At 36.1% G+C, this 26,971-nt stretch carries 26 protein-coding genes and 1 tRNA gene; 20 read left to right on the top strand and 7 right to left on the bottom strand.

From position 1 onward, the window contains the following. Nucleotides 1-3: 3 nt before the first annotated feature. The 3 genes from EL165_RS08395 to EL165_RS08385 all read left to right on the top strand — a co-directional run bounded on the left by EL165_RS08395 (nt 4) and on the right by EL165_RS08385 (nt 2,214). A complete protein-coding gene (locus tag EL165_RS08395; protein ID WP_002977898.1) occupies nt 4-1,059 on the top strand; it encodes an alpha/beta hydrolase in 1,056 nt (351 codons plus the stop codon). A gap of 73 nt (nt 1,060-1,132) precedes the next feature. Further along, nucleotides 1,133-1,696, top strand: a complete 564-nt coding sequence (locus tag EL165_RS08390; RefSeq protein WP_041461674.1) for a DapH/DapD/GlmU-related protein — start codon at nt 1,133-1,135, stop codon at nt 1,694-1,696. Beyond that, nucleotides 1,693-2,214, top strand: coding sequence for a cupin domain-containing protein (locus EL165_RS08385; RefSeq protein WP_002977902.1), 522 nt, complete (start codon nt 1,693-1,695; stop codon nt 2,212-2,214). The genes EL165_RS08390 and EL165_RS08385 overlap by 4 nt, the downstream gene beginning before the upstream one ends. Before the next feature lie 170 nt (nt 2,215-2,384). Here the strand turns inward: EL165_RS08385 and EL165_RS08380 are convergent. Next, a tRNA-Arg gene (locus tag EL165_RS08380) sits at nt 2,385-2,458 on the bottom strand. A 59-nt stretch (nt 2,459-2,517) separates the two neighbouring features. Here EL165_RS08380 and EL165_RS08375 point away from each other — a divergent pair. The 3 genes from EL165_RS08375 to EL165_RS08365 are packed head-to-tail and all read left to right on the top strand — an operon-like array spanning nt 2,518 to nt 6,296. Beyond that, nucleotides 2,518-3,564, top strand: a complete 1,047-nt coding sequence (locus EL165_RS08375) for an ABC transporter substrate-binding protein (RefSeq protein WP_041461425.1) — start codon at nt 2,518-2,520, stop codon at nt 3,562-3,564. Between the two features lie 43 nt (nt 3,565-3,607). Then, a complete protein-coding gene (gene mtgA / locus EL165_RS08370) occupies nt 3,608-4,252 on the top strand; it encodes a monofunctional biosynthetic peptidoglycan transglycosylase (RefSeq protein ID WP_002977905.1) in 645 nt (214 codons plus the stop codon). Between the two features lie 13 nt (nt 4,253-4,265). Next, nucleotides 4,266-6,296: a recombinase gene (locus tag EL165_RS08365; RefSeq protein ID WP_002977907.1), complete on the top strand. Its 2,031-nt coding sequence runs from the start codon at nt 4,266-4,268 to the stop codon at nt 6,294-6,296. 45 nt (nt 6,297-6,341) lie between these two features. On the opposite strand, the gene EL165_RS25790 is transcribed toward EL165_RS08365, so the two are convergent. The 5 genes from EL165_RS25790 to EL165_RS08345 form a co-directional block, all read right to left on the bottom strand. Beyond that, a complete protein-coding gene (locus EL165_RS25790; protein ID WP_002977909.1) occupies nt 6,342-6,509 on the bottom strand; it encodes a hypothetical protein in 168 nt (55 codons plus the stop codon). A gap of 76 nt (nt 6,510-6,585) precedes the next feature. Beyond that, on the bottom strand, nt 6,586-6,879 hold the full coding sequence (locus EL165_RS08360; RefSeq protein WP_002977911.1) for a DciA family protein: 294 nt from the start codon (nt 6,877-6,879) through the stop codon (nt 6,586-6,588). 58 nt (nt 6,880-6,937) lie between these two features. Continuing rightward, nucleotides 6,938-7,315 (bottom strand): four helix bundle protein, encoded by a 378-nt coding sequence (locus tag EL165_RS08355; protein ID WP_002977913.1) that lies wholly within the window; start codon nt 7,313-7,315, stop codon nt 6,938-6,940. Nucleotides 7,316-7,446: 131 nt separating this feature from the next. Then, nucleotides 7,447-8,526, bottom strand: a complete 1,080-nt coding sequence (recF, locus tag EL165_RS08350) for a DNA replication/repair protein RecF (RefSeq protein ID WP_002977915.1) — start codon at nt 8,524-8,526, stop codon at nt 7,447-7,449. Nucleotides 8,527-8,529: 3 nt separating this feature from the next. Beyond that, entirely contained in the window at nt 8,530-9,285 is a 756-nt protein-coding gene (locus EL165_RS08345) for a UbiA prenyltransferase family protein (protein WP_002977917.1), read from the bottom strand. A gap of 18 nt (nt 9,286-9,303) precedes the next feature. On the opposite strand from EL165_RS08345, the gene EL165_RS08340 reads away from it, so the two are divergent. The 9 genes from EL165_RS08340 (at nt 9,304) to EL165_RS08300 (ending at nt 22,244) form a co-directional block, all read left to right on the top strand. Beyond that, nucleotides 9,304-15,237 carry an alpha-2-macroglobulin family protein gene (locus tag EL165_RS08340; RefSeq protein WP_002977919.1) on the top strand — a complete coding sequence of 1,978 codons (5,934 nt, stop codon included), beginning with the start codon at nt 9,304-9,306 and terminating at the stop codon, nt 15,235-15,237. A 149-nt stretch (nt 15,238-15,386) separates the two neighbouring features. Continuing rightward, entirely contained in the window at nt 15,387-15,875 is a 489-nt protein-coding gene (gene eco, locus EL165_RS08335; protein ID WP_002977921.1) for a serine protease inhibitor ecotin, read from the top strand. A 542-nt stretch (nt 15,876-16,417) separates the two neighbouring features. Then, a complete protein-coding gene (locus EL165_RS08330; RefSeq protein WP_002977923.1) occupies nt 16,418-17,836 on the top strand; it encodes a TolC family protein in 1,419 nt (472 codons plus the stop codon). An 11-nt stretch (nt 17,837-17,847) separates the two neighbouring features. Continuing rightward, entirely contained in the window at nt 17,848-18,804 is a 957-nt protein-coding gene (locus EL165_RS08325; RefSeq protein ID WP_002977925.1) for an HlyD family secretion protein, read from the top strand. Between the two features lie 66 nt (nt 18,805-18,870). Further along, a complete protein-coding gene (locus EL165_RS08320) occupies nt 18,871-20,079 on the top strand; it encodes an ABC transporter permease (protein WP_002977930.1) in 1,209 nt (402 codons plus the stop codon). A 277-nt stretch (nt 20,080-20,356) separates the two neighbouring features. Further along, nucleotides 20,357-20,812 carry a DUF1569 domain-containing protein gene (locus EL165_RS08315; RefSeq protein ID WP_002977932.1) on the top strand — a complete coding sequence of 152 codons (456 nt, stop codon included), beginning with the start codon at nt 20,357-20,359 and terminating at the stop codon, nt 20,810-20,812. Between the two features lie 12 nt (nt 20,813-20,824). After that, entirely contained in the window at nt 20,825-21,295 is a 471-nt protein-coding gene (locus EL165_RS08310) for a hypothetical protein (protein WP_002977934.1), read from the top strand. Between the two features lie 70 nt (nt 21,296-21,365). After that, nucleotides 21,366-21,737 (top strand): VOC family protein, encoded by a 372-nt coding sequence (locus EL165_RS08305; RefSeq protein WP_002977936.1) that lies wholly within the window; start codon nt 21,366-21,368, stop codon nt 21,735-21,737. Between the two features lie 57 nt (nt 21,738-21,794). Then, nucleotides 21,795-22,244 (top strand): VOC family protein, encoded by a 450-nt coding sequence (locus EL165_RS08300; RefSeq protein WP_002977938.1) that lies wholly within the window; start codon nt 21,795-21,797, stop codon nt 22,242-22,244. 89 nt (nt 22,245-22,333) lie between these two features. On the opposite strand, the gene EL165_RS08295 is transcribed toward EL165_RS08300, so the two are convergent. After that, complete coding sequence (locus EL165_RS08295; protein WP_002977939.1) at nt 22,334-23,179, bottom strand: T9SS type A sorting domain-containing protein; 846 nt, start codon at nt 23,177-23,179, stop codon at nt 22,334-22,336. Between the two features lie 265 nt (nt 23,180-23,444). Here EL165_RS08295 and EL165_RS08290 point away from each other — a divergent pair, with 265 nt between their 5' ends. From EL165_RS08290 to EL165_RS08270, 5 genes are all read left to right on the top strand, one after another. Then, nucleotides 23,445-23,771: a hypothetical protein gene (locus EL165_RS08290; RefSeq protein ID WP_002977940.1), complete on the top strand. Its 327-nt coding sequence runs from the start codon at nt 23,445-23,447 to the stop codon at nt 23,769-23,771. Nucleotides 23,772-23,788: 17 nt separating this feature from the next. Continuing rightward, complete coding sequence (locus EL165_RS08285; protein ID WP_002977941.1) at nt 23,789-24,421, top strand: hypothetical protein; 633 nt, start codon at nt 23,789-23,791, stop codon at nt 24,419-24,421. Between the two features lie 21 nt (nt 24,422-24,442). Beyond that, the gene (locus EL165_RS08280; RefSeq protein WP_002977942.1) at nt 24,443-25,219 is read left to right on the top strand and encodes a sensor histidine kinase; all 777 of its coding nucleotides are present in this window, start codon (nt 24,443-24,445) and stop codon (nt 25,217-25,219) included. A gap of 11 nt (nt 25,220-25,230) precedes the next feature. Further along, nucleotides 25,231-25,920 (top strand): response regulator transcription factor, encoded by a 690-nt coding sequence (locus tag EL165_RS08275; protein WP_002977943.1) that lies wholly within the window; start codon nt 25,231-25,233, stop codon nt 25,918-25,920. A gap of 304 nt (nt 25,921-26,224) precedes the next feature. Beyond that, nucleotides 26,225-26,902: a DUF2490 domain-containing protein gene (locus EL165_RS08270; protein ID WP_002977944.1), complete on the top strand. Its 678-nt coding sequence runs from the start codon at nt 26,225-26,227 to the stop codon at nt 26,900-26,902. Nucleotides 26,903-26,971: the final 69 nt, after the last annotated feature.

The following is a 26,971-nucleotide window of genomic DNA, read 5'->3' as shown; positions in this document are numbered from 1 at the left end:
GATATGAAGATAGTAACAGCAGTGATGGCTTTGTCCTTTGTTTTCATCGGACAGGCATTTGCGCAGAATAAAAAATCAAATCAAAGAACAATGAATGCAACCGAACAAAACGAACATTATACATTTAAATTAAGCGATAAAGTAACCCGGAAAGCCGTTACCTTCAAAAACCGTTACGGAATAACGCTTTCCGGAGATTTATATCTTCCCAAAAATACTGGGAAAGAAAAATTAGCAGCGTTGGCAATCAGCGGGCCTTTTGGTGCGGTGAAAGAACAATCTTCAGGTTTGTACGCCAACCAAATGGCGGAAAGAGGTTTTGCCGTTATCGCTTTTGACCCTTCTTATACCGGCGAAAGTGGAGGTGAGCCGAGAGATATTGCTTCCCCAGACATCAATACGGAAGATTTCAGTGCAGCAGTTGATTTCTTAGGACTTCAACACAATGTAGACCGAAACAAAATCGGAATCATCGGAATCTGTGGCTTTGCAACTTTTGCGTTGAATGCGACCATTGCTGACAAACGAGTGAAAGCAGTAGCAACAACAAGTGCTTATGATATTTCAAGAGTGAGTGCCAAAGGATATTATGATAAAATGACTCCCGAAGAACGCAAGAAAGCTTTCGAAACAATGAGTCTGCAACGTTGGGTTGATGCTGAAAACGGAAAGCCTGAATATCCGACAACCCATTTACCTGAAAAATTGAACGGTGATGAACCTCAGTTTGTAAAGGATTATTTTGATTATTACAAAATGCCGAGAGGGTATCATAAACGTTCTTTAAACTCCAATAAAGGCTGGACGAAAACCAATTCGATGTCTTTTGCCAACTCGGTGATGTTGAGTTATATCAAAGAAATTTCGCCAAGGCCTATGCTTCTGATTGCCGGAGAAAATGCACATTCCAAATATATGAGTGAAGATATTTACAAAATGGCTGCGGAACCGAAAGAATTGATGATTATTCCGAATGCTGTTCACGTAGATTTATATGACAAAGTGGATGTGATTCCTTTTGAAAAACTGGATCATTTCTTCAGAACGAATTTAAAATAATTGAACATTGCAATAGTTAAATCCGCTTGTTAAAATGGCGGATTTAACGTTTTTATATTCTAAATATTTAAAAATGAGCTTTAACAAAGATATTTTCACCAGACTTCGGAATGGTGAAACAATAATGCCTGATGATCCTGAAATTCACAAATTGCTGCAAGCTTCCTATGAAGTTAAAAAAAAACTTAATCTATTAAATACTTACACAGAACCGGGTGAGATTTTAAAAATATTAAGTGAGATTGTCGGTGAAGAATTGGAGAATGTGACGGTATTTACCCCTATTTATATCAACTACGGAAAGCATCTCAACATCGGTAAAAATGTATTCATTAACTTTGATTGTACTTTTCTGACTTTGGGCGGAATTACGATTGAAGACGATGTGTTAATCGGCCCGAAAGTTAGTCTGATAACTGAAAATCATCCTTTAACACCTCAACACAGGAAAGGATTGATAGGAAAATCTATTCATATTAAAAAAAATGCGTGGATTGGAGCCAGTGCAACCATTCTTCCTGGAGTGACAATTGGTGAAAATGCTGTGGTTGCAGCTGGAGCTGTAGTTTCCAAAGATGTTCCAGATAATGTTTTGGCGGGAGGGATTCCTGCAAAAATCATAAAAACAATTGAATGATACAGTATTTAATCATCATTCTTTTAGTGTTCAGTCCAACTGTAATCATACAAAATAAAGTAAATTCAAACAAAATAAAATCTAACAAAATAAAAACAAATATTCCCACAATAAGTGATTTTCCGACAGGTGAAGAAAATATTGCTTTTGCACAATATTTTATTGGCAAGTCATATCTGGCGCCTCTTACAAGTAATAAAGATTTAAATGTTCCTATTTCCAACGTTACATTTGAACCGGGTTGTCGTAATAATTGGCACAGTCATACTGGAGGACAACTTTTGATTGTTGTTGGCGGTGAAGGCTTATATCAGGAAAGAGGGAAACCTGCGCGTCGTTTAAAATCTGGTGATATTGTAGAAATTGCTCCAAATGTTGAGCATTGGCATGGTGCAACTGCCGAAAGCTGGTTTTCACATTTAGCAACAAATGGTAATCCGAAAACCAATCAAAATACATGGCTGAAAGCTGTTTCAGATGAAGAATACGCTGAAGCCAACAAAAATACTTTTCTATAAAGAACAAAAAACAAGTGTCTTCAATAGATAATTGTACTATATAACTACCTTATAACTACCTTTTTTGCACACTTAATTTTGGAAATTTAATTAAAGGCTTTAGAGGAATTAATATAAGAAAATAAAAAAATAACGCCAACTGTATGCAGTTGGCGTTATTTGACTATTTGTGACCTCGACAGGATTCAAACCTGTAACCTTCTGAGCCGTAATCAGATGCGCTATTCAGTTGCGCCACGAGGCCATTTGTTAACTTGTTGTTTAACGGTTGCAAATATACCACTTTTTTCCGTTCTTTGAAACATGAAACAGAAAATTTTACTTTTATTTACGGTCTTCTCGCTAATTGCCTGTAAAAGAGAATCAAAAATTTCGTCCGCAGACTGGACAAATATCTCCGCTCGTACCCAGTTTAAGGAGCATGATGGTATCATGGAACTAAAATCGGGTAATTTCACTTACAGTTTTAAGCAAAATCAAACACCTTTCAGGAAAATAATCCTGTTGAATGCAAGTATGGCGGGCTATATTTCGGAGCTTGGGGCAGAAGATGTAATCATAGGTGTTTCCAGCCCGGAGTATATTTATTCAGATAAAATTCAGAATCTGATTAGAGAGGGAAAAATTCAGAATGTAGGAAGTGAACAGAAATATGATGTGGAAAAGATCATCTCTATGAAACCGGATGCTATTTTTACCAATCACATTGCCAGTTTTGACAATACCTATGAACTTTTGAAAAATAACGGTATTCAGGTGATATTTCTGGATGAATACATGGAGCAGAAACCTTTAGAAAAAACAGCCTATATTAAAATTTTCGGAGAATTTTTAGGAAAAGAGAAAGAGGCTGAAGCTAAATATCAGGAAGTAGAGAAAAACTATAACGACCTAAAGCAGCTCGCGTCAAAAGCAAAAGAAAAACCTGTTGTACTTGCCAATGAGATGTATGGAGATGTCTGGTATCTTCCGGGAGGAAATACTTCCGTAGCACATTATATTTCAGATGCCAATGCCAATTATATCATGAAAGATAATAAAGACGAAAAAGCATTAACAATGAGTTTTGAGGAAGTTTATGCAAAAGCGGGAAACGTTCAGTATTGGGTAAATGCAGGAAGCCACACCTCAAAAAAAGAGATGCTGGGTATGAATCCTTTCTATGGGAAACTGGATGTATTCAATAAAGGGAAAATTTATACCATTGCCGGAAAAGAAAAACTGAAGGCAAATGATTTCTTTGAAAGCGGTGTGGTAAGAGCAGATTTGATTCTCAAAGACTATATTAAGATCTTTCATCCTGAATTTTTACCGGATTATCAGCTTACTTATATGAAAGAATTGCAGTAACTCGCAGTATTTGCTTATTTTTGCCTTTCCTTTTTATCAAGTTATGTGGAAAAAAATTAAACAGCTTATCTTCATCATTCTTGTACTGAATGTAGTTTTTATCATCTGGGGCAGATTCTTCAATCCACCAATTACCCTTACCCAGATAGGAGGACTTTTTGAATACGGAAAACTGCACAGAGACTATATTTCCTATGACGAAATGGGAAACAATGTGAAAAAGGCGGTAATTGCATCTGAAGATCAGAAATTCTTTGATCATGACGGTTTCGATTATAAGGCAATCGAAAAGGCTATGAAATATAATGAGAAAGGCAAAAAAATAAGAGGAGGAAGTACTATTTCCCAGCAGACGGCAAAAAATGTATTTCTATGGCAGGGAAGAAGCTGGGTGAGAAAAGGGCTGGAGGCTGTTTATACTTTCATCATCGAAAAAGTATGGACTAAAGACATTATCCTTGAAAGATATCTGAATTCCATTGAAATGGGGCAGGGCGTATTCGGAGTAGAAGCAGCTGCTCAATATTATTTCGGAAAATCTTCCAAAGATTTAAGTGTCTCAGATGCAGCATGGATTGCCGCTGTATTGCCTAATCCAAAGAAGTATGATCCTAAAAATCCATCGCCGTATTTAAGAAAGAAACACAATTGGATCATGAGACAGATGAGGAATGTGAGTTTGAAATAGTATCTTTGTACTAATGAAATTCTTTAATTCCAGCACAAATTTTGAGTCAGTTCTTAAAAAATATTTTTCTTTTAAGAACGAAACTCTTTCTTTAGAGCCTTTTGCAGAGTTTTTAGAAACCATAAAAGAGGCGGACTTTACTGATGTGCTCAATTTTTTCAGAAGTAATCCCAACTTTGCTGAGAACTTTAAATATTATATTCACAATATTTTTAGAGGAAGACCTTTTAACCTTTCTCTGACAGAAGCTAATATTCTTTCAGAAAATGCCTTTTTTCCGGAACTTAAAAAAAGAATTCTGAACAAGGTTCTGCCACCTGTTGAAAATGAGAAAACGGTGTGGTACATGATTGATAACGTCAGCCTGCGGCCGAAAAAAGATCTGAAATACCTGCATAATCTTCCTGAAAATGAGATTAATGAATTTTTAAACATATTAGGAGCTTCGGATTTTATTATTCGTCCTAATGTGAAAAAAGAGCTCATTTTCTCTATGAATATCCTTTCCTGGAGGGTTACAGGAATGGCTATGGAAGTAGAGGTAGTAAGAATGGCTCCGCAGTACAGAAATCTTGATAATCCGTTTCTTGCCCTGCAGAATGAACTGGAGACATTAGCTGAGGATCTGGCAAAAGATCCCTATGTACAACTGCATTCCAAAGACAGCAGATATAAGCAGATCAAAATTTATACAGAGCAGTGCCTTGAGTTTGTTAATATTGCTTTTAAGAATTCTGCCAAATACGGAATTTCAGGGAAGATTAACCAATCCCTTCTGAAAATCCGCCAGCAGACCGAAAGAATTTATGAGATCGCACAATTACTGGTGATTGATACTGATGAGGATGTTCTTATAAAATCTAAACAGCTTGTTTTTAATATTCTGAACTACAAATCTCATAAAAATAATATTTCAGATCTGATCAATGACAGCACGAGACTAATCTCCCATCTTATTACGAATCATACTGCAGAAACCGGAACACACTATATCACTTCTACCCGTAAAGAGTATATGACGATGTTCTATAAAGCAAGTGGTGGAGGAATTATTGTAGGAGCACTATGTGTTCTGAAAATGCTTTACGGATATATCCCGGGAAGTGATTTTTCGCATGCTTTTCTGTACTCTATGAATTATGCGATGGGGTTTGTGATGATTTATCTGATGGGCTTTACGCTCGCAACAAAACAGCCTGCGATGACGGCTGCTACCATGACAAAAGTACTGTCTGAAGAAGGAAATGCCCAAAGAAATAATACAGAATTTGCCCATTTGGTTTCTAAATTATTCCGAAGTCAGTTTATTGCCTTTGTAGGAAATGTATTGCTGGCGTTTCCCATAGCACTTGCCATCATTTACGGACTGGATGTCTTTTTTTCTCAGAATCTTGCTGTAGAAAGGTCTGATAAATTGCTAAAAGATCTTGATCCATTTAAATCCAAAGCGATTTTACATGCCAGCATTGCCGGATTTTATCTATTTATTTCCGGGATTATTTCAGGAAATATCGGAAACAATTCCGTGTTTTATCAGATTCCGGAAAGGATTGCTAAAAATCTGTCTATCAGAAGCTTTTTCGGGAAGAAATTTGCAAAAGGATTGTCAAAATATTACGCTAAAAACTGGCCGGGTATTGTCTCTAATTTCTGGTTTGGTGTATTCCTGGGTGCTACTGCGCCAGTCGGAATGTTTTTTGGGCTGGATCTTGATATCAGGCATATTACCTTTGCTGCCGGCAATTTTGCATTAGGGTTATATGGAAAGGATTTTTCGGTAGATTCCTACACCTTCTGGATATCTTTCCTAACGGTATTCCTGATTGGTTTCTTCAACTTTCTGGTAAGCTTCAGTTTATCGATGTTCCTGGCATTCCGATCAAGAAAAATGAATTTCGGACAGGTAAGTGAGATCTATAAAGAAATCTTCAGATATTTTATTAAACATCCGTTAAAGTTTTTCCTGCCATTGAGTTCCGGACTCGATAAAAAAGCGGATGATCTGATGAGCAGTACGATTTCCAATAAATCAGAAGAACATTAATAAATAAAAATGCTACCCTCGGGTAGCATTTTCTATAATTTACTTTTAAAGACAAACAGGAAGTAAAGGACATTTTGCAGGTAAAGTTGTCCAATAAGCACATTCGTTCTCATTAGCACAGCTTACGGCACAGCAAATCTCTCCAACACCACTACCTTGTATTGTTCTTAAAGTTTTTCTTGCCAGTTTTTTTGATGCAATTGATTTTTTCATGATATTAATTTTTTTGTTCGTTAAATATATCAATTAATATCGATTTCTGTACATAATATTTTAAAGCCCTAAAAATTTATAAAATCTGTAAATCACGGAACTTTTCTGCCCCAAATTTATCCTGAAACTTTTTGAGATAAAAGCTTTTACGCATTTTAAAATCATGTTTCAACAGAGGAGAATCAATTTTGATGATGATACATTCATTTTCAATATTGACGCTTCTGATTTCTTTGAAAAGACTTTCGTCAAGATATTCTTCAAGGAAATCTTTAATGTCAAAAGCAATAAGTTTATGTTCAAAACCATACATTCTGGCAAAAGATTTTACCAGTTCGGAGGATTGATATTCACGTTTTTTCTTCTTCATTTTCGGGGTGCGTGGTTCGTGGAGTTTTTAGTTGTGTGGTCTTTGGTCCGCGATTTTTTTACTGCAGATTATTTTTATTCCAATTTTCTATGACCCATTTTTTATAAAAGTTAATTTTTCCGCCTAATATATTATATTCATTTTTTAATGTTTCAAATGTCGTGGAGACATCAGGATATAGTATTATAATTTTCTCTAAATGATTAATGGTTTCATCATTACTTGCATGGCTGTAAATGAGGAAGCGAATGTAATCATTTTTATAAAAGGATCTTCCATAACCTTCAACAATATTTGTGATTATTGAATCTGAAGATCGCCTTAATTGGCTGCCTAATTCAAACAGTTCATATTTAGGAAGGAGATGGGTGGCTTTATGGGTCTTTAAAAATAAGTCAAAAGCCATTTTGTAAATTTCAAGATTTCTATAACTCATATCATTTATGTTTAGGATATTAAGTTAAGATAAAACCAAAAATAATATTCAAATTTTTTATCCAAAGTTTTCAACTTTGTACTTCAAATTCCCTAACTCGAATCACGTAACCCGCATCCCGTATCTCAGCACTAAACTTCAAAAATTATACTTTCCTCATTGATCTTTTTTACTACACTTTCCGTACGTTCTCTGTGAGTATCTGTGATGAAAATCTGGCCAAAACTTTCACGATTAACCAGTTCTATCAATTGGGAAACCCTTATATCATCGAGTTTATCAAAAATATCATCGAGTAAAAGGATAGGAGTCTTTTTCGTGAGCTCTTTTACAAGACTCATCTGAGCAAGCTTTAAAGAAATAAGAAAAGATTTCTGCTGTCCCTGAGATCCGATTTTCTTAATTAAAACATGATCCATTTCGAAAAGAAGGTCATCCTTATGGATTCCTTTCGAAGTGTAGGTTAGCATACGATCTTTTTCAAGACTTTCCTTTAAAAGATTTTCAAAAGAATCTTCCAGCAAATGAGATTCGTATATGACAGATACGGTTTCTTTTCCACCGGAAATAATCTTATAGAAATTCTGAACAATAGGATTAAGCTGTTCTACAAATTCTTTTCTTTTATTAAATATTTTCGTCCCGAATCTGATGATCGGGTCATCATAGATTTCCAGCGAATCTTTATCCCAGGTTCTGTTCTTGGCAAAATACTTAAGTAAGGCATTTCGCTGCTGAATGGTCTTCTGATACTGAATAAGGTCAAAAAGATACCCGGAATCCGTCTGCGAAATCATAGAGTCCAGAAACTTACGTCTGCTTTCCCCGGAATCCGAAATAAGATTGGAATCATAAGGAGAAATCATAACGCTCGGAAGATAGCCGATATGATCCGCAAGCCTGTCATAGCTTTTATCGTTTTTCTTAATTACCTTTTTGGCTTCCTTAGGCTGGGTAATTCTGATGATGTCTTCACTGTCCTCATTCTGGATTTCAGCATCAATGGTGAAAAAATCTTCCTCTTTTTTTATATTGTTAAGATCTGTATTGCCTAAAAAGCTTTTTCCTACAGATAAATAATGCAGGGCATCTAAAATATTGGTCTTTCCCACACCGTTATTACCCACAAAACAATTGATCTGTGGGGAGAATTCAAATTTTTTCTCAGTATGGTTTTTGAAATTGTAGAGGGAAAGCTTCTTGATAATCATTCGTCAAAAATACTTCATTATTAGTAAAAATAAAAAAGGAAGTGCAGAACAAGTTTCCACCCCGAATGAAAAATAAGCGTCATCCCTCTTATTTTCAGAGAAATAAATAAGAATATAGGTTGCAATACCAGCCATAAAAAAAGCTATAGCATATTGTAATTCAAGAAAGAAGATACCAATTATATTACTGATAAAAACGAGTGCGTAGGCAATATATTTGGTATTTTGTACCCCTATCAGCATAGGAAAGGTTTTTACAGTGTCACTATTCATATCCCGGATATCAAAGGGAAGGACAAGTGCTGTAATAAAGAAAAAACTGATCAGAAAAATAGGAATACTGAATTCCGGAAGCGTAAGCCAGCAGTTGACAAGTGCCCAGACCAATCCTACGTAAAAAACCTTCAGTAAAGGAATTTTACGGATATAAACATCAAGAAAAAAGCTGTTGTAAAGCAATCCCAGCACAACAATGATGAACCATTTCAAAAGCCTTATTTCATTATGATTTTGGATGATTAAAAAAGCACAAATAATTCCGGCTACAGCATTCAGAATCAGTATTTTGAAAAAATGTCTGGTGTATTGATATTTGGTATAAAGATAACCGCTGAAATAAGTGATGAAAATAAGCAGAACGGTAGGGAAACGGAATGTGTTTTGCTCTTTCATAAAAAATACTGCAAAAATAGTTCCCATAAGGGAGACATAAATCTGGCTGTCTATGACAGTTTTTTTCAGTACTTTTAAGATGTTCATTTATCAAAATTAATATATATGAAAAGATTTTCCAAGATTTTTCTGCTTTTGCTTGTAATGCTGAGCTTTTCAATGGTATCCGCACAAAAGTATTACGATACCCAATGGAAAAAAATTGCTGAAAACAGTACAAAAGGAGCGTATAAATCTAATCTTCCCATTATTTTAGACATACAAAAACAAGCCATGAAAGAAAATAATGCTTTTGAGCTGATCCGTTCTCTGAAAGCGGAATTCAGTATTGTAAACCAAACGGTGGATGATGATCAGAATGATGCTGCTTCCCAATTTTTCAAAAAACTTAAGGATACCGAAGGAAAGCTGAGCGGTGAAGGAAAATTGGTATACAAAGTCCTGTTGAACGGTTTCTTCATGGATTATTACAATCAGAATCTATGGAAAATAAACGGAAGAACCAACATCAATTCTCAGGATGTTTCGCAGATAGAAACCTGGAGTAAGCTTGATTACAAAAATTATCTTACCAAAAGCTTCCAGGAACTTGATCAGGAAAAACCTGAAATGAAAAAGATTTTACTGGAAAAATATAAGGATATATTTTCCGGAACAAACGATATCGCTTATTTCCCGACACTGTCTGATTGGTATGCGCTTAAAAAAGTAGAATTTTTATCCGAAAACAATATTTTCACAAAAAATGAACTGACTGCCAACCGTGCAGCGATTAATGCTATCTATGATGAGTTGATTGCACAGAACACCGGGAATGCAAAGCTGTATTTTATGAAAGAAAAGATTACAGAGAACTGTAATTTCAATCATTGCAAAGACAGGCTTGAGCAGCTTCAGAATCTCTTAAAAACTAATGTGGAAGGAGATTATAAAGTGATAATCATGGGAGATATCATGGATGAACTTGTTAACAGGAAGAAACCTAAAGAAGCACTTGCAATAGCTGCCCAGGCAAAAAGTGAATATCCGAAGTCTCCTTTTATTGAAAATATCAAAAGTAAGGAAGCACAGATCGTGAATCCGTACCTGACAATCAAATATGAATCCCAGACCCAGAATAACCTGCCGATTCATTTTGTGGCGCAATATCAGAATGTATCAGAATTTACCCTGAATATTTATGAAGTAAAAGATGATTTTACCTCACTGCTTCAGTATGTTCAGAATCCTTACTCCGATACTTTTGGAAAGCTGAAAAAGAATATCGTAAGAAAAGAAACATTCCAGCTTCCGGACCCTAAGGATTATCAGAGCCATAAAACATCACTGGAAGTTAAGCCGCTTCCGTCAGGGGTGTATGTTGCAGAATTTGCGGTTGCAGGTGCTGATATGAAAGAAACAGACTCAAGACAGAACTTTTATTTCCTGGTTTCCGGAAACAGAATTATTTATCAGAATAAAACGGATAGAAATCCTCTTTCTGATGAGCTGAAGCTGGTAAACAGTGAAAATGGAAAGCCGGTAACCAATGAAGGACTGAAGTTTTATGAATTTGTTTCTAATAAAACATTAAACAAAATAGATGGAACGACCAATGCAAACGGAGTATTTAAGTTTCCTTCTACAGAAAGCAAAGACTATTACAGAACTTTCCTTATTCAACAGCCTAAGACCAATGATTTTCAGATCATGCAGGTGTACGGAAACAGAGGCTATGATGACGATTATAACCCTAATAAACAAACCCGATCAACTGCTCAGATCTTTATCGACAGAGGTATTTACCGTCCCGGGCAGACCGTTTATTTCAAGGTCATCAATACAAGGCAGAATAAAGAAGTGGAAGCTGTTATTTCCGGATTAAAACAGAAAATAACTTTACTGAATACCAATAATGAGGAAGTTTCTTCCCAGGAATTCACGACCAATGAGTTTGGCTCCTATCACGGAAGTTTTATCCTTCCGAAAGGAAAGCTAAACGGTAATTTTTACCTGAGGATTGAAGGAGAAAGCCAGGGATACAAAAATTTCAGGGTAGAAGAATATAAAAGACCAAAGTTTGAAGTAACGTTTGAACCTGTAAAAGACGAGTATAAATATGGCCAGACCATAGAATTGAAAGGAAAAGCAGTGATGTTTTCCGGGGTTCCGCTAAGTAATACGACCGTAAACTATGAAATCAAAAAACAGAATATCAGATGGAGGTATTTCAGCTGGTATCCGCAGGATGATGATAATGAAAACTCGATTCTGGGCGAAGCAAAAACCAATGAAAAGGGAGAATTTGTCATTCGCCTGGAACTTAAAAAAGAAGAAAAACTGGAAGGGATACAGATTGATAATTATGCCATCAATGCATCTGTAACAGATATCAATGGTGAAACTCAGACCGCGGATACCCAATTGAAAGTAGCATCAGTTTCGCATTATATCCAGGCAGAAAATATCAGCAATACTTTTGCGGATGAAAATGTAAAAGTAAAGGTAGAAACCAAAAATTATAACGATCAAAATCTTAAGAAGCCATATCAGGTTAAGCTATCAAAACTGACCGCTCCTGACAGAATTTTCAGAGATAATTTCAAATCTGAGGTACAGAATCTTCCGAAATATTCAAAAGAAGAGTTCATCAGTAAATTCCCTCACGATCTTTTTGATAAAAATGATGAGATTAAAAACTGGAAAACAGAAAAAGTATTATTTGAAAAACAACAGCAGCCATCTGCAGATAATACCCAGCTTGATTTAGGGAAACTGGAAGCAGGAGATTATCAGCTGGAACTTTTCAATATCGAAGGAAAAGACACCATCAAAAGTGCTCAGAACTTTAGTGTTTGGGACAAAAAAACTTTAAAACCAAGCCAAAAGACATTCCTTACGGTTATCGCTCCAAAAGAAGAATTATCAAGAGGAGAAAAAGCAAAAGTGTATGTTTACTCAGCTGTTCCTGATGCGATGGTGAATGTTTTTGTACAGGATGGATCCGGAAAAACCGTTTCCGAAGTTCATCAGATGAAAAAGGGAATATTTGAGTACACGGCTGAAATTCCTAAAGATAAAAGTGTCTCTTCACTGAATCTTCAGTTTCAGCTGGTAGCATTTAATGATGTGAATACGGAATCTGTTTCCTTAAAGATAAAAGATACTGACAAACCTTTAAAGATTGAAACGGTAACCTTCAGAGATAAACTGGAGCCTAATGTTAAAGAAAAATGGACGGTAAAAGTAACCGGAAATGACAAAGAAAAGATCAATGCTGAGGTATTGGCGAATATGTATGATATGTCCCTGGATCAGTTTGCTGCAAACAGCTTTAGTTGGACGAAATTATATACCCCATTTGTGATTATTACTTCATATGGTATCAACAATTACTTGGAGCAGCAAAATTATCATAAAAGACTGAGATATTTCGAAGGTAAATATGTAACTGTTCCTCAGTTTAACTGGTTTGATGGAAGGTTTGGTAATAGATGGGATTCTGATGGTGATGGTGTGAGTGATAAAGATGATGCTTGTCCTACTGTTCCGGGGTCTCCTGAATATAATGGTTGCCCTAAACCTATGAGCGTAACTGCTTCTGAAGTTATAAGCTACAGATCTAGTAGGGGGGCGAAAGTTGCTATGCCGGCTGCTCCCTTAGCAAAAGAAGAATCCTTAGTAATGAAATCTGATGGAAGTGGTGTTTTAGACAATTCTGCCACAGAAAAAGCTTTGGATAAAGTAGCTGTCCGCCAGAACCTGAACGAAACAGCCTTCTTCTATCCGGATCTGAAAACCGATGCCGAAGGAAATGTCAACTTCGAGTTCACCTCTCCGGAAGCATTGACCAAATGGAAGCTAATGTTCCTCGCCCATACTAAAGACGCAAGAGCTGCTACCTTGGAAAAAGAAGTGGTAACACAGAAAGAATTCTCCGTGACTCCAAATTATCCAAGATTTCTGAGAGAAGGTGATGAACTGAACCTGCAATCGAAACTTTCAAATCTTACCAATAAAAAACTGAATGGTTCTGCTGAACTGCAAATTTTAGATGCCTTTACCAATGAAAATATTTCTTCAAAATTCGGAATGAGTTCAGGAGTACAAAATTTCAACTTAAGTGAAAACGGAAGCAGCGCATTGACATGGAAATTAAAAGTTCCGGACAATGTTTCCTCCGTTATTTTCAAAGTGGTGGCCAAGGCAGGTCAGTATTCAGACGGAGAGCAGCAGGCTATTGCTGTATTACCGAACAGAATGCTGGTGACGGATGCAGTTCCGGTTTTCGTGAAGGAAGGAGAAACCAAAACATTTGTATTGGATAATCTTAAAAATAATACATCAACAACGGCTTCTAATGTTTCCAATACGTTGGAACTGACAACCAATCCGATCTGGGAGATTATGTTTGCGCTTCCAAGTCTGAAAAATGATCAGAATAATTCTGCAGACGTTATCTTTAATAAATGGTTTGCTGATGTTTTAGCTTCAGAAATATTCAAAGCTAATCCAAAAATGAAAACCGTTTTTGAAGAATATCAGAACAAAGGACTATTACAGTCAAATCTTGAAAAAAATCAGGAGTTGAAGCAGTTGTTGCTGGAAGAAACCCCTTGGGTGCTGGAGAGCAAAAATGAAGGAGAGCAGATGCAGAAACTGGCATTATTATTTGATGTTAATACAATGAAAAATTCGATCAATCAGGATTGGGAGGATTTCAAAAAACTGCAGAATCCGGATGGTGGATTCTCATGGTATCCTGGTTATCCAAGTTCTTACGGAACATCGTTGTATATCCTTAAAAACTTAGGAAAAATCAATTCCTGGTTAAAAGATAATGTGAAAGATTATCAAAGTGCTGATCAGAAAGCTATTGTTGCTAAACTGATTCAGTATGTAGACAATGAAGTTAATAAGTATTTTGATGTGAAAAAAGGAAATGTCTGGAACAACTGGGCAATAGACTATCTTGATACCAGAAACTATTGGGAAAAGCAATATCCTTTAAAAGGGAAAGGAGCTGCTCTGAAAACGATGGTAAAGCAAAAAGCCAAGACCGCTAAGATCACAGATTTTACATTCTTCGGGCTTCACCGAGCGGCATTATTAGTGAACGATTATGGTCTGAAAGAGGTGTCTGATAAATTAATGACTTATCTTAAAGAAACTTCTACAGATACCAAAACACAAGGTGTATACTGGAAACAAAACCTGAATGATTGGGGATGGTTTGGTTCAAAAGTAGTTAACCATGCCGGAGCAATGGAAGCTTTCAATACGTTGAAATCTAACGATCAAAACTTTATTGAAGATATGAAGATCTGGCTGGTAACCCAAAAAGAAGTCAACTCATGGGGAAGCTCAAGAGGAACAGCAGAGGTGATCTTTACCATTTTGAATTCAGGAAAATCATGGACAGGAACTGAGAGTGATAAAGCTACTATCGTTTGGGGAGGAAAAGAATTAACTCCTCAGACACAGGCAACAGGTTATGTAAAATCAACTTTGAAGCCAGAAACTATAGATAAAAACTTAGCCTCAGTAACCGTTACCAAACCTGGTCCCGGAATTGTTCAGGGAGGATTGTTCTGGCAGTATTACGAAGACCTGGATAAAATCAAATCTTCTGAAAATTATATTTCTGTAACGAAAGAGCTTTATAAAAAAGTAAAAACGATAAACGGAGAAGAGCTTCAGAAAATATCTCCAGAAACTCCATTGAAAGTAGGAGATAAAGTGACGGTAAGAATGATTCTGAATACAGACAGAGCAATGGAATTTATTCATATTAAAGATATGCGTGCAGCAGGATTTGAACCTGTAGATGTATTATCCGGATATCAGTGGAAGAATAATCTTGGATATTACCAGTCGACCAAAGATGCTTCTACCAATTTTTATATCCAATACATGCCGAAAGGAAAATATGTATTTGAATACGATGTAGTGGCCAACGCATCCGGTAAATTCTCCAACGGAATTACAACGATGCAGAATTATTACGCACCGCAGATGAATGCACACACCAAAGGAAGTAACGTAACAATTTCAGAGTAACTGATAAGCATAAAACTGTAGTAATTTTTACTGCAGTTTTTTGTTTAAAGATTTTGAACAGAATAGAATTAAATCGAAAAATCAAACAAATGTTTAATTTTGGAATGGTTTTTGAAATTAGATGAGTACAAATTAAAAAAATTATAAAGATGAAATTTACTAAAACTTTAATTACAGGATTGGTATTGATGGCAGGGGTAAATGCTTTCGCTCAAAAGAAAGCAGAAAAGTTTGAAAAACTACAGATTGAAATGTTCCCAAAGGCAAAAGAAGGATATAAGCAGGTATATATTCAGCTTCCCGTAGCAAAAAACGAAAAAGATTTAAAAGTAGAACTTTTTGTTGGGGCTGAAAAAATGTTAGACTGTAACAATTACTTCCTGATGGGAGAAATGAAAACCCAGGATCTTCAAGGTTGGGGATACAACTATTATGAAGTAGAGTCCAATGGAGAAACAGGAGGAACAATGATGGCTTGTCTGGATAAAAAACTGACTAAAAAGTTTGTGACCTTAAAGCCTGAAATCGTAAGATACAATAGTAAACTTCCGTTGGTATTCTATGTACCGAAAGATATCGAAGTTCGCTACAGAATTTTACGTCCGGATGCTGCGATGAAAAAAGCAGTTCAGAAGTAAATCAGGGTATTATAATGATACAGAAAACTCCCCACAGTGATGTGGGGAGTTTTCGTTTTATTTGAAGTATGTATTCGTGTAAATTCAACGTCATTTCTGTCATGCCGCAGGAATCCAGCTTCCAATATTCAGAGTATAAATGATAGTGTTTTCTGTTACCAATGTTTTTAGATAAAGCCCGTTCCTATTGAATATTATTTCCACAAATTTTATAGATTAAGTAATTTATTATACAAGCCTATTCATCCAGTTTGTCATTTCGAAGGAATCCAAATTCAGAATGTTTTTTTTCCAGAGAATGTTCTTTTTTTCCTTTTGTTTCCTGAAAAAGTGTCGTAAAAAACAATGCAGAAAAAGTAGAGTTAAAATTTTTTTTCAGATTTTCTAGTATTTAATTAACATTTAAACGACTCCGACAAAACTTTATTTTATAAGGTTTTAAACTTAAACATATTTTAAACTTACTTTAAATTCACTACATTGTAGAATTATCTTTAAGTATTTAACCTTTTTTTGCATTATATTTGTTGTAAACATAAACCATGAAAAACAATTTATTGATTTTTACGTTTAGTTTTTTTGCTTTCCCCGCTTTTGGCTGGGCACAGTCTGCGCCGGATTTTAAAGAACTTCTGGATAGTGCTATGGTTCGTGATTCGAACCTTAAAATGCAGATTACCCAAAACAAACTTACCGATCTGGATGAACATAAATTGAAAGATATCTTTCTTCCAACACTGGAACTTAGTGGCCAGGCCGGTTATCTCAACGGAACAGCAAGACTTACGTCACCGGAATTCAATCTCACACCCTTTATCAATATTCCGGAAGGGACTTTCAACAATAATTTCAATGTATCAGGATTTTCAGGTATTGCTAAGGCAGATGCCAAAATGCTTCTGTATTCGGGAGGAAAGGTTAAATACATGAAAAAAGCGGTTGAAGAAAAGAAAAAATCTGAAGATATACTTCTGGAGAAAACAAAAGATGAAGTGATTGCCACTATTTCCAGAGCGTATGATCAGCTGGCCCTGATTCATCAGTCTAAAAAAGTGCTGGACGAAAGTAAAAAAAGACTCGATATCAACAGGAAAACAGCAGACAAAGCGTTAGGCTATGGTCTGATTACTCCTTACGATCATAAGAAAATTGAGCTGGCACAGGCTACGTTGAATGCTAAAATGGTAGAATATGAAGGTAAAAAAGAATTACTTCTTACCCAGCTTTATGTTTTAACCGGAATCAACAAGGAAAGACTCAGAATGATTGATCCGGTATTATCTCCGGTGGAACTGCTTGCTGCAGAAAAAGGAATAGAGCAGAGAGCAGAAATCCGTGCTTTGGAACATGGCATCAGTGCTGCAGATTATAAGATAAAAGCCGAAAGAACATGGATGATTCCTAAAGTCCAGCTGATGGCTTCTGCTTATTATATCGGTTTGTACGGAAACAGAATAAAATCCTCAGAAAATGTGATTCCTGCAGTTCCGTTGCTTGGATATGAAGGGAAAAAACTGGACTGGAGGCCCAATAATATTAATGTATTTCCATTGATTACAGCAGGAGTAGGTTTTAAATGGGAGATCTTTGACGGAAAAGAGGGAAAACATGCTGAAGAAACAGCCAAAGTCGGAAAAGAGGTATTACAAAACCAGAAAGAAGATGCGCTGAAAAAATTAACACTGAATCTGGCCAATAACCAAACCAATTATGATATTGCTTCCGCACAGATTACCCTGAAAGTTAAAGAAAAGGAGCTGGCAAAAAATGCACTTGTACAGGCAGAAAAAGAATTCAGATATGGGATGAGCAAATCTTCACAGCTCATTGATGCAGAAAACGATCTTGAAGCTGCCGAACTGGAATATCAGAATGCTGTTTTCAACCAGAGAAGAGCGGGAATAGAACTGATGAGGTCTACCCAGGAGCTGGATATCACTAAATTTTATTTAATTCCTTAACCATTTAAATCATGCATAAAAATATATCTATACTCTTCGCCGCTCTGATTTTGTTGGGGAGCTGTGACAAAAAAAACGAAAAGATCAAAGAGCCGGAAGGGAAAACCAAGAAAGAGGTGATCTCTTTTGCCCCAAAAGTCACCGGAAGGATTTTAAAAATATATGTTTCCGAAGGGCAGACTGTGAAGAAAGGGGATACCCTGGCACAGCTTGATGTACCTGAAGTCTCCGCAAAAATAGCGCAGGCACAAGGTGCAGTAAGTGCTGCTGCCGCCCAGGAGCAAATGGCTAAAAACGGTGCAACAGCAGATCAGCTAAAGCAGCTTCAGGCCAAATATAAAGGATTGAAAGAACAATACGAATTTGCCCAGAAATCATATAGAAGAGCGAATAATATGTTCCGTGACAGCTTGATGTCTCCGCAGGCTCATGACGAAATCTACGCAAAATTACAGGGAGCTAAAGCTCAGTACGATGCTGTAGTGGCAGAGCTGGATGATGTAAAAAGGGGAACCCGCGTCGAAAAAGTGGAGATGGCAGCAGGACAGGCATCACAGGCTAAAGGTGCTTTACAGGAGGCCAATGTTGCCTATTCAGAGAGATATATCATTGCGACCAACGATATGGAAATAGAAACTATTAGCTTAAACACCGGTGAGCTTGCAACAGCAGGATTTGCATTATTTAACGGATATATCCCGGAAAGTACTTATTTCAGGTTTACCATTCCGGAAAGTGCTATTTCAAAATATAAAAAAGGGCAGGAGGTAACGATGCAGGTGGTGTACAATAAAGAAAACCTTAAAGGAACTATCGTCTATATCAAACAGCTGACAAAGTATGCAGATATTACTACTGCGTACCCGGATTATCAGCTGCAGGACGCAATCTACGAAATCAAAGTAAAACCGAAGGATATGAATAAGGCTAAAAATATTCTGGTAAATGCCAATGTAATCCTTAAATAAATGATACAGAACGGATAGAGTTTTAGTGAAATTCCATTACGTTTTTCAACCTATAAAAATATTCAGATGAAAGAATTTTTCCGTCTTTTAAAACGTGAGTTCAAACTTTTTATCGGCAATTCTACCTTGAGAACGGTGTTCTTTCTGGCACCGGTATTCTATGCAACCTTGCTGGGGTTTGTCTACAAAAGCGGAAAAGTTGAAAATACTCCTGTATTGGTTGTCGACAGAGATAACACGCCTTTGTCCAATCAATTGACAGAAATGCTCGAAGACAATAAAAGCATTAAGGTCTTCAGATACCTTCAGGAGCCTCTTAGTATCAAAGATGAGGTGATCAGACATGAGGCTGCAGCTGTAGTTATTATCCCTTCCAGGTTTGAAGGAGATATGCTGCAGAAAAAGTATCCTGAACTTAATGTTTATATCAATACCGGGAATGTTTTAACGGCCAATTTTGCTTCCAAAGCACTTCAGCTGACCATCGGAACATTCTCAGCCGGAGCTTCCATCAAAGCCCTTCAAAAGGCGGGAATGCCAGCCGCAAAGGCTGCTACCCAGTATGAACCTTTTAAAGCCAACTACATTACCCTTTTCAATACAACGGGGAACTATCTTATTTTCATGTGGCCGGCGATGCTTGCCGTAGTTTTACAGCAGGTAATTCTGTTGGCTATGGCTGTAAGTTTTGCTGCTGAATTTGAAAGAGGATCTTTCATAAAAGAATATCAAAAAATGAAAAGATGGGCTTTCCCGACTATGCTGATTAAGGTAATACCTATCTGGGTGTTTTCTGTACTTATTGTAGGCATTTATTACTTTATGCATATGATCTTCAGAGTTCCGATGCCGGAAGGGATACTCAATTTTATTCTTCTGACAGCGGTTTTTGTAGGATCCGTTTCATTTCTGGGAGTCTTTGTAAGTATTCTGATCCCGGATGCATTGAAAGCAACACAGATCCTTATGGTTATCGCTTCACCAGCGTTCATTATCAGTGGTTTTACCTGGCCTCTGAATGCTATGCCTGCCTTTGTTCAGTTTATCGCGAATATTATTCCGCTCACTCCCTTTCTGCAGGCCTTTAAGATTCTTTTGATTCAAAAAGGATCGGTAGAACTTACCTTTCCTTACCTGAAGCATTTAAGTATTCTTTTAGTAATATATGCTGTTATTGGCTGGATTGCTTTAAAGATCAAGCTTTGGTTTATATTCAAAAAAGCCGCACCGCAGGAAATTGCTGTGGAAAATAATTCTCCGGAGGATAGTGAGTAGTTTCTGGTTTTGGCTGATTGGTTACTGTTGCAGTTGTATTGGTTAATTGGTTAAGAATATTTATATTAAATTATTCAAAATCAAATCCCGAAACCCTGCAATTTACTACCTTGTATCCCGGAACTCCAGAATTCGCAACTCAGAACTCGTAACCAGCAATAAATAACGCACAACATCGTAACACGAATCCCGAAACCATCCATGTCCAATTTTTTCAACCGACTATAAAATCAAACAAAAAAACTGATATATTTGTCTGTAGTAAAATAGAAATTATATGGAAAATGTATTTGATGCAAAAGATGCTCAAAACTATATAGATAGAATCAACAGGCTGGTGGAAGATACCCATGGTTTATGGGGCAAAATGACGGTGGATCAGATGCTGGCACATTGCTGTATAACCTACGAAATGGTGTACGAACCGGAAAAACACAAAAAGCCTGGAGCTATTGCAAAATTTATATTGAAGACTTTTGTAAAACCTAAAGTAGTAGGAGAAAAAGCCTATCCGAGAGATTCGCCTACAGCACCTCAGTTTTTGATTACCACTAGAAAGAATTTTCATGAAGAAAAAACAAGACTGATAGGTTTTATTCAGAAGACACAGCAATTGGGAGCAGATGCTTTTGATGGGAAAGAGTCTTTCTCTTTTGGGAAATTAAATGCACAGGAATGGAATAATATGTTTGCCAAGCATCTGAACCATCACCTGGCACAATTTGGAGTATAAACACAACCTTACATGAAAAAACTTTTATTACTTTTTGTTCTGGCTGCCAATTTTGTATTGGGCCAGATGCCGGATATTTCCAATACATGGCTGAATAACAGTAAACCTTATATAGGAACTATCGGAAACAAGGGGCAGGAACTGAAACTAAAGATCAATATCTCTGAACAGAATAAAAAAAATGATCAGGAATATTTCGTTTCAGGATACTCTCTTGTAGATACCAATTATTCAAAATTCGAAGGTAAAATTACCATTTTAAAGTATAAAGATTCCAGAAAACAGGGAACTGTATATGGCGAATATGAACTGGCAGAAGAGAATAAAGGAAAACATTCCGGACTTTTCAAAGGAAAATTTACCTATAATTTTAAATGGAACAAGAAAACAGAGAAAATTGAAGGGCAGTACATCGAGCTTACAGGAGACTGGAAAAGTTATGACGGAACCCTTGAATTCAAGACCCATCTGAAAAATCAGTAACACCTCATAATTTTATATCGGACTTAAAAATATCTCAGACCTCGGGTCTTATCTAAAACTCATTAATACTATGAAACTAGGCGCATTTTCAATCAGCTTAAGCGTAAAAGATCTTCAGAAATCCAAAGATTTTTATGAGAAGCTGGGTTTTACAACAATGGCAGGAACTGAAGAACAAAATTACCTGATCATGAAAAACGGATCTACACTGATCGGGCTTTTTCAGGCAATGTTCGACGGAAATATGCTTACTTTCAACCCGGGATGGGATGAAAATGCACAAAATCTTGAGTCTTTTGATGATGTGCGTGAAATTCAGAGAAGACTAAAAGAAAGCGGAGTGGAAATCGGAAGGGAAGCTGATGAAACAACTTCAGGGCCTGAACATATCTACCTGAAAGATCCTGACGGTAATATGATTCTTATAGATCAGCACAGATAGATCAGGATCATTATATAAAGATGACTTAAAACAAACTTAACTTATAAAAAAACAATCATGGCAACAGTAAACGTTTATTTAACATTCAACGGTAATTGCAGAGAAGCATTTGATTTCTACAAATCAGTGTTCGGAGGAGAATATCCTTACATTGGAACTTTTGGAGAAATGCCTCCAATGGAAGGAAAAGAAACTCCTGAAGAAGACAAAAACAAGATCATGCATGTTGCACTTCCGATCTCTAAAGAAACAATTTTGATGGGAAGTGATACAGGAGGAGAGTGGTCTTCCAACTTTAAGGCAGGAAATAACTTCTCTATTTCTGTGAATGCTGAATCTAAAGAAGAAGCAGATAAATTATTCGGTGGTCTTTCTGCAGGAGGGCAGGTGACAATGCCTATGGCAGATACATTCTGGGGAGCTTATTTCGGAATGTTTACTGATAAATTCGGAATCAACTGGATGGTAAACTATGATGATCCTGCAAAAATGCAGCAGCATCCGTAAATTCATATTTCATTTCAAAATAATAAAAAAAACCGACAGCTATTTGTCGGTTTTTTTATTTACTGTAAGCTATTTGCAGGAAATAGTTTTTAGTTCTTCTTGATGATTTTATAGCTTGCTGTTTCTGTTTTGATGAGATAGATTCCTTCAGGCAGCTCGGTAATGTCAAACGTATTTTCATCATTTGTCACTTCCGCAGATTTTATGAGCTTTCCGGACTGGTCATATAAAGAGATTGTATCATTTTTTTTCAGATGATCAATATGGAAGATGCCGGTAGTTGGATTAGGATAAATATTCTCTTTTTCTTTCATGGTGCTTTCTGAGGTTCCCAAAGTTGAAATTTTTGTCCATGTAAATGCATCAAGGCACATATAGACATAGGATCCGGTGGATTGCAGCTGGATCTCATCAATTACAGTATTGCTGTTATTCTGATTATTCAGAGTGGCAAGGTCAATTAGGGTAAACCCATTGCTGATACCTGTCGTTCCTGTAGTTGCATTAAATGTTGTATTAAAGCCGGATGTTTTGGTGGTGGTAAATTTTGGAATTCCTCCTAATTTCCCTGTGATAATAAGCGTTCCTGATGAGGTAGACTGGTTTAAAGCTATATTGCTTAAAAATACCCAAAATTTTGAGACTGTAAATGAAGAACTGCTCTTAAGACTGAATGAAGGAGAAATAATATTCGTTGTTCCGGTATTGTCAATGTAGACATTATCATTCACGGTTCCGTTCCAGCCGGTGTTTGGATAATTGCCCTGAATTCTGAAAGTTCCGGCCTGTGAAACAATATTAAAAGTATACCCATTACTGATAAAACTGGTACTGCCGCCAGAAGCATCTTCAAAAGTTACAGTTGTTGTCTGTGCATTGATCAATGCAATCGCGCTTAAGAAAACAAAAATGACAAAAGAGATAATTTTTTTCATGATACAGATTTTTAGTAGTTAGAGAAAGTGATACCACAAAGTAACGATGAAACATAAAGCGGTTACAGCGTATTAAATGCCGGATTTAAAAACACGTAGAAATACGCAATGTTGTTTATTGCTATAGTTATAATTTTGAAAAATGAATATTATGTTAATGAAAATGAATTTATTTCACAGTATGGTTAGTTTTTTCATAACTTGTAGTGTGCAATTGCAGAAACTTTATTTTAAACCTATTATATAATTTAAAACAAGAACAACTATGGAATTACCTAAGCATGCAGTATCATTGGATGATGCTAAAACATGGATCAGCAACTGGCAGAATAGAAATGATATTGACGGGATGTCAATAAGAGCACATATTATTCCTGTACAAGATGTAAATGATATTTTCAACAAGGATAAAGGCTTTGAACAATATCGCGGATATAATGCGATCACAGATCAGGGAGAGTTTAAATTTTTAATGGTAGGAGTGGATGCTTATGGGAATGATATTGTCAATTATGAAGACGGATTTTATGTATATGACATGACCACACCCTGTCCAAGCGTATGTTCTGCTGAGAAATGGTGGAATCTGTAACCTGAAAACCGGAGATCTTGGATCATTGGATTGAAATATTGTCATTAATTGGAAAAGGCATTCTGCTGATTAATCTGGCAGTATACGGTATAGGCTTTTACGGTTCCGGAAAAGCCTATACATTTTTCATCGGTTACCTGACGTGGATATTAATTTGTGAAATCGTATTCTATGTACTGAATTCCCAAAAGATTAATAATCTGTTTTTCTCACATTATTATCTGATAGGTCAGTTTTTGCTGCTGGGATTGTTTTTTCATGAAATTTTAACGGAGAAGTATCAGAAAAAAACAGCACGTATTCTTTTAGTTACTATCCCTGTCATTCTCATCATACAGTATATGATAGATCCGGAAAAATATTATGTTTTTAATCTGTTTGAAATTTTTGTCACGTCTTATTCTATTATAATTCTGGCATTATTTCATTTATATAATATATTGGATACTCAGAAGAAATACAATTATATAAGTCTGGGACTTTTGCTGTATCTCATAAGCAGTACAGTTATATTTTTGTCCGGAAATCTGTATACGGTGATGAACAGGAAGCTGCATAAAGAGATATGGGTTTTCAATGTTGTTATGTTTATTGTGTACCAGATTTTTATTCTGGCTGAATATCTTTCTTCCCGTAGAAAAAATGTGTAATTACTGTTATGATTTTACAAAATGAATGAAAATACAATTATTTCCACTATCGTTTATACCTTTCTGGCATTTACTTTACTGGCCGTTACGCTGATCATATTTTATTATTTTTCAAACAAGAAAATAACCAGAAATCTTATTCAGAAAAAAGAACTGGAACTCAGGTATGAGAAAGATCTTACCCATGCTATTATAAGTGCACAGGAAAAAGAAAGACTGAGAATTGCTCAGGATCTGCATGATGACATCAGTTCAAAACTGAGTGTGGTTTCTTTAAATATCCATCTTTTGGATTTTGATAATCTGCCCAGGGAAGAGTACAATGACCTGAAAAATAAAATCATACATCTGGTCAACAAGACTGCCGAAAGTGCAAGGCAGATTTCTCATGATCTGCTGCCTCCTATTTTAGAAAAATTTGGACTGCATGCTGCCATAGATGCATTGTGTTCAGAAATTAACCTGTCCAAAAACCTGCAGGTTACCTACTCGAGCAGTTTATACTTTGCAAAAGCAGAAGATGAAAAAAATTTACATATCTTTAGAATACTTCAGGAACTTATCAATAATTCCATCAAACATGGCGAAAGTACTCATATTGATATAGAATTTTTGGGAAAAGATGGAAAAAATACCTGTATTTATAAAGATGATGGCAAAGGATTTAATCTTGATGAAAATACCTTGAAAGGAGGACTCGGCTTGCGAAATATAAGAAGCCGGGTAGAACTGATCAATGGAACACTGAAAATTGAAAGTGAAAACAATAAAGGAATCACTGTAGAATTTACATTTTAAATATTGATGAGATGGAAAAAGATATCATTCGTGTAGCAATTGTAGACGATGAAGCACTGTTTCGTCAGGGGATTTCATTGTTAATACAAAGAGAAAAAGATATTGAACTGGTAAACGAATTCAGTAACGGGAAAGAACTGCTCGATGAGCTTATGACGCTTCAGGAACTGCCGGATATCATTCTTATGGATCTCAACATGCCGGAAATAAACGGGGTAGAGGCCACTAAACAAATTCATGTCAAATATCCCCAGATCAAAATCATTGCATTAACCAGCTATAATACAAAAGCCTTTATTGTCAATATGATACAGTCAGGAGCCTGTTCCTTTCTTAAAAAAAACTCAAGTCCCGCTGAGTTGCTTACTGCAATCCGGGAGGTTTATAGCAAGGGTTTCTTTTATAATAATGAAGTAATGGAAGCATTACATCAAAACCTTACAGAGCCAAAAAAGAAGGTTTCCAGTATCTTTGATGCCAATCATATTTCCAAAAGAGAAAAAGAAGTATTGGAGTTAATCTGTAAACAATACAACACTGCAGAAATTGCAGACCTGCTTTTTATAAGTTCCAGAACCGTTGAAGGACACCGCAACAGCCTTTTACTGAAAACCGGGGCCAAAAATACTGCAGGATTGGTGGTATATGCCATTGAAAGTAAAATTGCAGATATGAACTACTTAAAAGACCGTTTCGAATAAGCATTCATAGAATCATTTCGCTAAAGAATCAACATCCTTTTATATTTTTCGATTCATTCAGTTTTATGTTTTTCTAATCTGGAAACATATATTACAACAGTCCGAAAAATGCAAAAGGATGAAATCCCATATTAAGAACATTCTCATAGTCAATCTGATAATCTGGCAGAAATCCGATCTGCTTTTTATATAAAATCAAATACAAAAGAAAGTCCCTTTCTGTCGTGCTATTAAATATTGTTTGTTATTATTGATTTAAAATATTAATTTTGTTAAAAACGATAGATAATAGTAATTGACAAATATGAGAAAGGTTTTTACGAAGTTGGCATTCACAGTATTAAGTTTGGGGTCCATATGGGTATGTGCTCAAAAGAGTGATCTGGGAGCATGGTATATGTATTTCGGAAATAATAAGATCAGCAAAAAGCTGAACTGGCATAATGAAATTCAGTACCGTAATTTCGATGCTGCTGGAGACCTAGAACAATTACTTATCCGTACAGGAGTCGGGTATGACCTTACAGAAAATAACAATAATGTTTTATTGGGATATGGTTTCATTCTCAGCCAGCCCTATGTAAACGGCGAGAAAAAGGAGAATATTGAACACAGGATTTTCCAGCAGTATATTACCAAGCAAAAATTCGGGCGTTTCAATCTTCAGCACCGCTACCGTTTGGAAGAACGTTTTCTTGAGGATGATTTCAGAATGAGATTCCGCTATATGATTGGATTGAATATCCCGATTACTCAAAAGGAAATGCTGCCAAAAACACTATATGCATCGGTATATAACGAGATTTTCCTGCATTTCGATAATCCCGTTTTCGACAGAAACAGAGTGTATGGAGCGTTAGGATATGTCATCAACAAAAATATGAGGATTGAAGCAGGGTATATGAATCAGATTCAGGAGAACAGAAACCGGGGACAGATTCAGATTGGTTTTTATAACAATATTCCGTTTACTAAAAACTAATGAAGCAACTGCTGAATGCCCTGATGAAAACCTTAATTTGAAATAAAAATTAAACACAAAAAATAAACA

Origin of the sequence: Chryseobacterium gleum, assembly GCF_900636535.1 — a bacterium.
In the GTDB taxonomy this organism is placed as follows: domain Bacteria; phylum Bacteroidota; class Bacteroidia; order Flavobacteriales; family Weeksellaceae; genus Chryseobacterium; species Chryseobacterium gleum.
Note: the sequence above shows the minus strand (reverse complement) of the source record. Positions and strands in the feature narration are given on the sequence as shown.

Coding starts and splice junctions, on each gene's coding strand:
- EL165_RS08395 (WP_002977898.1), top strand. CDS start 4: ATGAAGATAGTAACAGCAGTGATGGCTTTGTCCTTTGTTTTCATCGGA.
- EL165_RS08390 (WP_041461674.1), top strand. CDS start 1,133: ATGAGCTTTAACAAAGATATTTTCACCAGACTTCGGAATGGTGAAACA.
- EL165_RS08385 (WP_002977902.1), top strand. CDS start 1,693: ATGATACAGTATTTAATCATCATTCTTTTAGTGTTCAGTCCAACTGTA.
- EL165_RS08375 (WP_041461425.1), top strand. CDS start 2,518: ATGAAACAGAAAATTTTACTTTTATTTACGGTCTTCTCGCTAATTGCC.
- mtgA (WP_002977905.1), top strand. CDS start 3,608: ATGTGGAAAAAAATTAAACAGCTTATCTTCATCATTCTTGTACTGAAT.
- EL165_RS08365 (WP_002977907.1), top strand. CDS start 4,266: ATGAAATTCTTTAATTCCAGCACAAATTTTGAGTCAGTTCTTAAAAAA.
- EL165_RS25790 (WP_002977909.1), bottom strand. CDS start 6,509: ATGAAAAAATCAATTGCATCAAAAAAACTGGCAAGAAAAACTTTAAGA.
- EL165_RS08360 (WP_002977911.1), bottom strand. CDS start 6,879: ATGAAGAAGAAAAAACGTGAATATCAATCCTCCGAACTGGTAAAATCT.
- EL165_RS08355 (WP_002977913.1), bottom strand. CDS start 7,315: ATGAGTTATAGAAATCTTGAAATTTACAAAATGGCTTTTGACTTATTT.
- recF (WP_002977915.1), bottom strand. CDS start 8,526: ATGATTATCAAGAAGCTTTCCCTCTACAATTTCAAAAACCATACTGAG.
- EL165_RS08345 (WP_002977917.1), bottom strand. CDS start 9,285: ATGAACATCTTAAAAGTACTGAAAAAAACTGTCATAGACAGCCAGATT.
- EL165_RS08340 (WP_002977919.1), top strand. CDS start 9,304: ATGAAAAGATTTTCCAAGATTTTTCTGCTTTTGCTTGTAATGCTGAGC.
- eco (WP_002977921.1), top strand. CDS start 15,387: ATGAAATTTACTAAAACTTTAATTACAGGATTGGTATTGATGGCAGGG.
- EL165_RS08330 (WP_002977923.1), top strand. CDS start 16,418: ATGAAAAACAATTTATTGATTTTTACGTTTAGTTTTTTTGCTTTCCCC.
- EL165_RS08325 (WP_002977925.1), top strand. CDS start 17,848: ATGCATAAAAATATATCTATACTCTTCGCCGCTCTGATTTTGTTGGGG.
- EL165_RS08320 (WP_002977930.1), top strand. CDS start 18,871: ATGAAAGAATTTTTCCGTCTTTTAAAACGTGAGTTCAAACTTTTTATC.
- EL165_RS08315 (WP_002977932.1), top strand. CDS start 20,357: ATGGAAAATGTATTTGATGCAAAAGATGCTCAAAACTATATAGATAGA.
- EL165_RS08310 (WP_002977934.1), top strand. CDS start 20,825: ATGAAAAAACTTTTATTACTTTTTGTTCTGGCTGCCAATTTTGTATTG.
- EL165_RS08305 (WP_002977936.1), top strand. CDS start 21,366: ATGAAACTAGGCGCATTTTCAATCAGCTTAAGCGTAAAAGATCTTCAG.
- EL165_RS08300 (WP_002977938.1), top strand. CDS start 21,795: ATGGCAACAGTAAACGTTTATTTAACATTCAACGGTAATTGCAGAGAA.
- EL165_RS08295 (WP_002977939.1), bottom strand. CDS start 23,179: ATGAAAAAAATTATCTCTTTTGTCATTTTTGTTTTCTTAAGCGCGATT.
- EL165_RS08290 (WP_002977940.1), top strand. CDS start 23,445: ATGGAATTACCTAAGCATGCAGTATCATTGGATGATGCTAAAACATGG.
- EL165_RS08280 (WP_002977942.1), top strand. CDS start 24,443: ATGAATGAAAATACAATTATTTCCACTATCGTTTATACCTTTCTGGCA.
- EL165_RS08275 (WP_002977943.1), top strand. CDS start 25,231: ATGGAAAAAGATATCATTCGTGTAGCAATTGTAGACGATGAAGCACTG.
- EL165_RS08270 (WP_002977944.1), top strand. CDS start 26,225: ATGAGAAAGGTTTTTACGAAGTTGGCATTCACAGTATTAAGTTTGGGG.